The organism is Haloferax massiliensis, from assembly GCF_001368915.1.
In the GTDB taxonomy this organism is placed as follows: Archaea; Halobacteriota; Halobacteria; order Halobacteriales; family Haloferacaceae; genus Haloferax; species Haloferax massiliensis.
In genome coordinates, this window is record NZ_CSTE01000005.1 from 196,025 (window position 1) to 204,240 (window position 8,216).

Genomic DNA, 8,216 nt, shown 5'->3' on the forward strand with positions numbered 1-8,216 from the left:
CCGCTACTCCGCCGAGATACTGAACCCCGAAAGCGAGTCCTTCGCGTCCTTGACGAACGTGTGTTTCCCCGTGATGCGGGCCGACCCGGTGATGAGCGGCGTCGTCAACGTCACGCCGTCGCGTTCGTCGGCCGCGACGAGTCTGCCTTCGAAGCGCGTACCGACGATGCTCTCGTGGAGGTACGACTCGCCGATGTCGAGCGCGCCGGCGTCGTGGAGGAGCGCCATCTTCGCGCACGTCCCGGTCCCGCACGGCGAGCGGTCGACCTGTCCCTCGCCGAAGACGACGATGCTCCGGTCGACGTCGTCGGGCGTCCCGTATATCTCGGTAATCGAGACCGCTCCCTCCTCGCCGGTGAGCGGGTGGACGATGTCGAGGCGCTCGTTGACGGCGTCGCGGACTTCGAGGCCCCAATCGACGAAGGTCGATGCGTGCCGCGGTTCGACGGGCAGGTCGAGTTGGTCGCTGTCGACCAGCGCGAAGAAGTTGCCCGCGTAGACGACGTCGACGCGGAGCGGCGAGTCGAGAAACGAGACCGAGATGGTCGTCTCGTCGTAGACGAACGACCGGACGTTCTCTATCGTGACGCGCTCGACGCCGCCGTCGGACGCGTACTCGGGCGTCGCCTCGACGAGCCCGGCCGGCGTCTCGACGCGGACGGTCTCGCGCCGGTCGAGTCGACCCAGTTCGAGGAGCGCGGAGACGACGCCGATGGTCCCGTGGCCGCACATGTCGAGATAGCCCCGACTGTCCATGAAGAAAACGCCCACGTCCGCGTCGGGACGGGTAGACTCGACGACGACGGCCCCGAACATGTCGTCGTGGCCGCGGGGCTCCCGCATCAGCAGGTCGCGCACCCAGTCGTGGGTCTCGGCGAACGAGTCGCGGCGCTCCCGGACCGAGTCGCCCGCGAGCGCGGTGCGGTCGATGCCGTCGACGACGATGCGGGTCGGCTCGCCCTCGGTGTGCGTGTCGATGGTCGTGAACGACGCGTCCGTGGTCAGTTCCTCGAACTCGAACCCACTCTGGTCAGCGAGTTCGGCGGCGTCGACGTCGGCGGCGTCCCGGTTCATTCGTCCACCAGTTCGAGCCGTTCGATTTGCTCGTCGGACCAGTCGTAGTGCGGCTCGTCAATCGCTCGGAGCGACCGCACGCACTCGTTGTAGCGGCGGCGGGCAATCGGCGCGTAGGGGTCGTCGGGGTTCGCGCGAATCCACTCACGCAGGTCGGAAAGCGCCCGCGGCGAGTAGCTGTCGACGTCGTCCTGTTCCCGTAAGAGCGCGAGTTTGCGCTCCTCGGTTCGGAGCGACCTGACGAGGACCGCGGCCGCGACGCCGGGCAACAGGAGGAGCGAGACGAGCATCGAGACCCACGTGAGCGTCGAGAGGGCCATCTCAGTCGTCACCTCCCGGAACGGCCGCGGAACCGGACGGCGGCTCGTCGCCGATGACGCTCATCACGAGCGTGCTCACGACGACGAGTCCGGCCATGAACGCGACGCCGAGCAACATCAACCGCTGGTTCGACGTACCGATGCTGGAGTAGACGCCGTACCCGAGGATGAACACCATCACGACGGGGATGACGTACTTCACGACCGGATTCCACCACGCGCCGACGTAGATGCCGGCGTTACGGTTGAGGTCGAGGACGCGGGCGCGCTCGGGACCGAACTTCCACGCGACGAGCGCGATGATGGAAAGCGTCGCGAGCGGGAGGCCGAAGCTCCCGAACATGAAGTCCATCCGCCCGAGGAACGCCGACGAGTAGGCGCTCGGGAGACCGAACAGCCAAATGGCACCGCAGGACGCGAGCACGGCACCCGTCCGAGAGAGCCGCGTCTCCTCCGAGACGGTGGTGACGGCGACCTCAGTGATGCCGAGTCCGGAGGTGAACGTCGCGAAGAAGAACGAGACGAAGAACACGATGGCCCACAGACTCCCGCCGGGGAGTTCGGGGAACACCTGCGCCATCGAGATGAAAAGCAGGTTCGACCCGGCGCTCGGTTCGAGTCCGAACGCGAAGACGACGGGGAACGTGGCGAACACCGCGAGCAGGCCGATGCTCGTGTTCCCGATGGCGGTGAACAGGCCGCCGCCGAGCGGCACGTCGTCGTACCGGCTGAGGTAGCTCCCGTAGGTCAGCGCGATGCCCCACCCGAGGCCCGTCGAGAACAGCGCCTGACTGAGCGCCGCGACCCACGTACTGCCGCGGGTGAGGTACCCCCAATCGGGCGTGAAGACGAACGCGACGCCCTCCATGCCGCCGGGGAGCGTGATGCCGCGAATCGAGACCGCCACGAGCGCGACGACGAGCAGCGGAATCATCCACTTCACGACGCGCTCGATGCCGCGGCGGATACCGAACACGAGGACGCCGGCCAAGCCGGCCATTGTCACCGTGTGCATCCCGACGACGAGCGCCGGGTTGTTGATGAAGCCCTCCCAGAACGCCTGCGGCTGGAACCCCGGCTGGGTGAACGTCATGAGCACCGAGTGGCCGGCGTAGTAGAGCGCCCAGCCGATGATGGGCGCGTAGTACGACATCAGCGCCACGTTGACGATGAGAACCACGAGGCCGAGACCCTGCGCCCGCTTGCTCCCGAGGACCTGCTTGAACGCCCCGATGACCCCGTTGTTCGTGTAGCGTCCGATCATCGTCTCCGCCATCAGACCGGGGACCGCGATGAGATACAACAGAAAGATGTACGCCACGAGGAAGGCACCGCCGCCGTTTTCGCCCGTCGTAAACGGCATCCGCCAGATGTTGCCCGCGCCCACCATCGCGCCGAGCATCGCCATGAGAAAGCCGAACCGGCTTCCCCACTCTTCTCTCGCCGTTCTCGCCTCAGAGTCTGTCATGATAATCTTACTCAGTTCCTTGAATAGAAGGTAGTTATACGGATGTGCTACTATGGTCGGGTGTCGTCAACGGCAGATGCGTATGGATACTGGTTCGATGGCCCAGATTTGCTGACGGATACTGAAAAACGGCCCGTTTCAAGCGGTCTCGTCGACCGCCGAACGGTCGGGGAGACTATCAGCAGGAGAGATAGTTCCGGGCCGAATCGCCGGTGAGACCGCGTCATCGTCGATGATGTGAATATACGCACGAGACGGGAACGACCGGACTGAGCACCGCCAACGACGATTCGCGTGGGGGACCGCCCACTGACGAGGACCCCCCTCCCCTCCCATGGGCAGATACTAGTCTAACTCACCCGCTGTCGAGAACCACGTCATGGCGAACACGACCGCGGGACGACTATCGGCCCGACAGTGTCCGAAGTGCGATTCAGCGACGCAGATGAGACACGGAATCGAACGCTGTTCGGACTGCGACTGGCGCGCTCCACAGGGGGCCGACTAGCGCGCGAGGCGAACGGCCGCGGCCACGGCCGCCGCCCGGTGAACGAACACCACCATGTCCGGAGTAAATCGGGGCGTCGATTATCGAACCGAATAACGAGCGGCGATGACTACAGTTGTGAATTGGAGTCCGCGTACTGGTTGAGGAGTTTCGCCTCCGCCTTCCGAAGGTGTTCGAGGAGCGTCGTCTTCGAGATATCGAGTTCGTCGGCCAGTTCCCGCGTGGTCGTCCTCCGCGGCCACGTGTAGTAGTCGCGCCGGCAGGCCAGTTCGAACACCTCGCGCTGGCGGTTCGAGAGCTTGTCCAATTGGTGCGAGACGTGGTTTTTCGCGCCGGCGACGGACGTGACCTTGGTGACGATGATTTCGGCCTCCTTCGTCTCCTCTAGCGAGTCGAGGCGTTCGCGGAGGTCAGCCCTGTCGTCGGTGTCGATGACCGGCCAGTACTCCCACCCGTCGTCGACGCGGACGGGGGCGTCGTGGACGAAGCCGTGTGACAGAAGCGAGTCGGTCATGCTGTTTTCGGGGTCGTACTCGACCATCATCTCCCGCGTCGCGTTGCCGACGTTCGACGCGTCGTTGTCGAACTCGTGTCGGGGGCTCAACTCGGAGACGGAGTCGGTGAGCCGCGACTGCTCGGTCGCGCGGACGAAGTCGTCGATATCTTCGACCCGGTCCGCGTAGACCGTGAAATGCCCCTTCACGGTGTCTTCGGGCGTGTTGTACACGGTGTGAGCGGTGAGACCGGCGTCGACGCTCTCTGTCACCTCCAGCGTCCAGCAGTCTGGATGCCGGAGTTTGAGCGTGAGTCTGGTCGGACCCGTGAGTTCGGAAGTCGGTGCGGTAACGTTCGACATACGAGACGCTTACCACCCCGTTCCGTATATATCCAACCGACCATGGGAGGCCGCGCGGTCGACAGAAGTCCCCGGTTGCCCGGCGGTTTCGGGGCGAAATCGCGTATCAAATCCGAGAACAGACTGATTGACGCGACCACGGCCCGCTAAATCGACGCCGAGTCGGCGACTGTCACCGCGGCGGGTTCCGGCGGAGGGAAGCGTTGATAACGACCGCTCGAATAGGGACGAGTGAATGCCCGCAGACTCCCTAGAGACGTTACTGGACAATCCGGCGATGCGGGAGGCGCTCTCGGTCGTCGTCGAACGGTCGAAGGAGGGAACCGAAGAACTCCGCTGGCGCGACGTGAACGACGCGCTGTCGAGCGGTCAGTGGGGTCGTCTCATCGAACAGGGCGTCCTGAGCGACGCCGCGGCCGGCGGCTTCGTCCTGTCCGACCCGGACCGAATCGCCTCGAAACTGCAGTCGCGCGACCCCGGCGCCGAGGACGGGAGCGACGACGCCGACTCGTCGTGGTCTCGGTGGGACAAGTTCGGCGCGCTCGGCGTCGTCGTCCTGTTCGCCGGCTACTGGAACGCCGGCGTCCGAAACGCGGTCGCCGGCATCGACAACGTCGTGCTCGGGGCGCTGGCGCACTCGATACCGTTCTACGCCGTGGTCATCGTCCTCGCCGCGGCGACCGGCCTCTACTCGACCGTGATGCAGGACCGGCTGAAGGACACGGAACTCCTCGAACGCCACCAAGCCCGGATGGACGACCTGAAGTCGCGCCGGGAGGCGGCGAAAGAGCGCGGCGACGACGACGCGCTCGAACGCATCGAGGCGGAGCAGATGGAGGCGATGGGCGACCAGTGGAGCGTCATGAAAGCCCAGTTCAAGCCGATGGTCTGGATAATGCTCGTCACCATCCCGGCGTTCCTCTGGATGCGCTGGAAGGTCCGCGGCGGCCACGTCGCCGCCGGTTCCGCGCACGTGATTCTCCCCCTCGTCGGCCGGGTGGGCTGGCAGGACGCCGTCTTCGGCCCCATGCCGGCGTGGATCGTCTGGTACTTCCTCTGTTCGTTCGCCGCCAGACAGCTCTGTCAGAAGTTCCTCGGAATCGACCCCTCCGGGACCTCTCGGTCGGACTCGGAGTCCACGACCTCTTCTTGAGCGACGCGAACTGCCCCTCGAAGCTCGCGTCGCGGGGGCTGTGACAACCCCTCAGTGATTTTCAAACCGGTTCGTATAAACCGACGCCGCGACGAGAGTTCGGCATGGACCGCGACGAACCCGAGCGGCGAGAGCCCAGCGACTCGCCCGCGACGACGCCCGAACTCGACGAAAGCGAGATCGAAGCGCTCGTCGAGTACGTCGAAAGCGGTCGGGCACGCGGACAGCGAGTGGAACACGGCGGCGAGGACCGAAACGGGCGGGGCGGGCGCGACGACCGTGACGGTCGCAAAGCGGCGGTAGAGCGCTTCCGCGGTCCGGACGAGGTGCTCACGCGAGTCGTGCCGCACGCGGGCTACCTCGAAATCCACAAGCGGACGCCGTGCGCCGAGGGCTGCGCGTCGTGCCCGCACGGACCCGCCGTCTACCACGTCCGGTGGGAGCGCCACCCCGGTGGAGAGGACCGACTCCACTGGGTCCTCATCGGTCCCGAGGTCGGCGCGAACTGATTTTCCGCCGGCTCGGCGGTCGGCTCAGCGGTCGCCCGCCGCGGTGGGGGGAGCCGCCCGCGACTCCGACTGCGTCCCCTCGTCGCCTCGGCGACAGCGCATCGGTTCGACCGCCGACTCGATGGGGATGTCGTCGTAGGCGTCGAGCACGTCGCTCCGGGTGACGATGCCGACGACCGTCGCGCCGTCGACGACCGGGACGCGGCCCACGTCGGCGGCCTCCATCGCGTCCACGACGTGGAGGAGGTTGCTGTTCGGCGTCGTCGTGACGACGGTCCGCGTGCCGACGTCCTCGACCGGCGGGTCCGCCGCTGGGTCGTCGTCGCCGTCGAGGGCCTCGATGTTCTCGGTCAGGTACTCCTGTGCGTCGCTCTGGACGACGATACCCGCGAGCGACTCGTCCGCCTCGACGATGGGAAGCCCGCCGTGGTCGGTGTCGCGGAGCCGGTTGACGGCCTCCGAAAGCGGCGTTCCGACTTGGACGGTGTCGACGGCGGTCGTCATCACGTCGGCGACGTGCACGTCCTCGATGCTCCCGATGCGGCGCTCTTGGACCGTGTAGCCGAGGTCTCGGAGCTTCTGGGTGTAGATGGTACTGCCGTTGAGGAGGTAGCTCGCGATTTCGCTCCCGACGACGCTGACCATCAAAAGCGGGAGGATGATGGTGTACTGGCCGGTGAGTTCGAAGATGATGATGATGGCGGTGAGCGGCGCGCCCGCGGTGGCGGCGAAGATGCCGCCCATCCCGACCAGCGCGTACGCGCCCGAGGGGGCCGTCCCGGGGACGAGCGCGTGGACCGCGAGGCCGAACGCGCCGCCGACGGTGGCACCCACGAACAGCGACGGCGAGAACACGCCGCCCGAACTCCCGCTGCCGACCGACAGCGAGAAGCCGACCGCCTTGAGCACCGCCAGCGCGACGAGCGCGCCGAAGAGGAAGCCGCCGTCGATGCTCCGGTGGACGACGCCGTAGCCGACCCCGAGGAGGAGTCCGGCGGCCTCCCCCGGCGCGACGCCGAGGACGACGGTCCCGACGAGGACGCTCACGCCGAGCAGCAGTCCGCCGAGCGCGGGCTTGAGATAGCCCGGCGCGTCGAGGCGCTCGAAGAAGTGCTCGACGCCGTAGAGCAGTTTCACGAGGCCCGCGCCGACGAGGCCGACGACGACCCCCAAAAGCAGGTAGATGGGGAGTTCGACCGCCGGCGTCACCAGCTGGTAGGACGCGGGCACGAGGAACTCGCGGATGCCGGGCGTCGGCGAGAACTCCAGAATCGGGCGGGCGACCGCCGTCGCCGTCAGCGCGGCGAGGACGACCGTGATGACGTGGCCGAGGTAGTACTCCGCGAGGAGGATTTCGAGCGCGAACATGATGCCCCCGATGGGCGTGTTGAACGTGCCCGCGATGCCGGCGGCCGCCCCCGCGGCGACGAGCGTCCGCGTGTGCCGCGACCGGACGAACCGGCCGAAGAACGACCCGGCGGCGCTCCCGATCTGGATGATTGGTCCCTCGCGGCCGAGCGACGCCCCGCTCCCGATGGCGACGCTCGACGCGAGCGTCTTGTAGAGGGCGATTTTCGGGCTGATGCGACCGCCGCGGTTCAGCATCGCGTCGAGGACGCTCGGCACGCCGTGACCCTTGACCGCGTCGGTCGTGAGCAGGACGACGACGCCGACGAGGAGGCCGCCCAGCGCGGGGATGGCCGCGTAGCGGAGCGGCCCGAGCGGGGACAGGAGGTCGAAGGCGTTGGTCACGGGCACGAGCGCGAACGAGACGTTCCCCGGGTTGAGCGAGGTGCCGTAGAGCAGTTCCTGAACGACCCAGATGCCGACCCGGAAGACGACGGCTCCGAGCCCGGCGACGACGCCGATAGCGACCGCTAGCACGTTCATCGCGATGTCTTCGTACCGCGGTTCGACCTCCGCCGTCCGTATCGCCCTGCGAATCCGCGCGCGCAGGGTAGACTCGTCGCTCACGTCTTGGGGCATCCGAGTCAATCTTGCGCGATAGGGTGTTTGTCAGTTTCGTTTCGAACACCGACTGGCGAGCGGCCGCGAAGCGGGTCAGGGGGTGGCACGCGCGAGCGCGGCGTGCGTCGCGACGACGCAGCCGCCCGCGGCGACGCCGACCCACATCAGGATATGACCCGCGCCGAGGTCGAACGACACGCCGACGAGCCACAGACCGATGAGGACGCCCGCGGAGTTGGTGGGGTAGGAGAGGCCGCCACGCGCCGCGAGCTGCAGCAGGCCGGTACAGGCGACGCCCAACAGGAGGACGCTGACGACGGCGTCGTCGCCGACCTCCGCCGAGGGGCCGCGGAACACGAC

8 protein-coding genes are annotated in these 8,216 nt (G+C 67.1%); 2 read left to right on the forward strand and 6 right to left on the reverse strand.

Annotated elements, in window-relative coordinates; genetic code table 11:
• Positions 1–3: 3 nt before the first annotated feature.
• From BN996_RS17080 to BN996_RS17095, 4 genes are all read right to left on the reverse strand, one after another.
• On the reverse strand, positions 4–1,074 hold the full coding sequence (locus tag BN996_RS17080) for a proline racemase family protein (protein WP_089781065.1): 1,071 nt from the start codon (positions 1,072–1,074) through the stop codon (positions 4–6).
• Complete coding sequence (locus tag BN996_RS17085; protein WP_089781067.1) at positions 1,071–1,394, reverse strand: DUF8026 family protein; 324 nt, start codon at positions 1,392–1,394, stop codon at positions 1,071–1,073. The genes BN996_RS17080 and BN996_RS17085 overlap by 4 nt, the downstream gene beginning before the upstream one ends.
• 1 nt (position 1,395) lies before the next feature.
• The gene (locus tag BN996_RS17090) at positions 1,396–2,862 is read right to left on the reverse strand and encodes a sodium-dependent transporter (protein WP_089781069.1); all 1,467 of its coding nucleotides are present in this window, start codon (positions 2,860–2,862) and stop codon (positions 1,396–1,398) included.
• A 617-nt stretch (positions 2,863–3,479) separates the two neighbouring features.
• The gene (locus BN996_RS17095; protein ID WP_089781071.1) at positions 3,480–4,226 is read right to left on the reverse strand and encodes a helix-turn-helix domain-containing protein; all 747 of its coding nucleotides are present in this window, start codon (positions 4,224–4,226) and stop codon (positions 3,480–3,482) included.
• Positions 4,227–4,461: 235 nt separating this feature from the next.
• On the opposite strand from BN996_RS17095, the gene BN996_RS17100 reads away from it, so the two are divergent.
• Both BN996_RS17100 and BN996_RS17105 read left to right on the forward strand, forming a co-directional pair.
• On the forward strand, positions 4,462–5,379 hold the full coding sequence (locus BN996_RS17100; RefSeq protein WP_167344168.1) for a DUF106 domain-containing protein: 918 nt from the start codon (positions 4,462–4,464) through the stop codon (positions 5,377–5,379).
• 104 nt (positions 5,380–5,483) lie between these two features.
• On the forward strand, positions 5,484–5,888 hold the full coding sequence (locus BN996_RS17105) for a hypothetical protein (RefSeq protein WP_089781075.1): 405 nt from the start codon (positions 5,484–5,486) through the stop codon (positions 5,886–5,888).
• A gap of 24 nt (positions 5,889–5,912) precedes the next feature.
• Here the strand turns inward: BN996_RS17105 and BN996_RS17110 are convergent, their stop codons facing one another.
• Positions 5,913–7,862 (reverse strand): chloride channel protein, encoded by a 1,950-nt coding sequence (locus BN996_RS17110; protein WP_226908792.1) that lies wholly within the window; start codon positions 7,860–7,862, stop codon positions 5,913–5,915.
• Positions 7,863–7,949: 87 nt separating this feature from the next.
• The coding region (locus tag BN996_RS17115; RefSeq protein ID WP_089781079.1) for a hypothetical protein at positions 7,950–8,216 on the reverse strand (267 nt) is incomplete at its 5' end.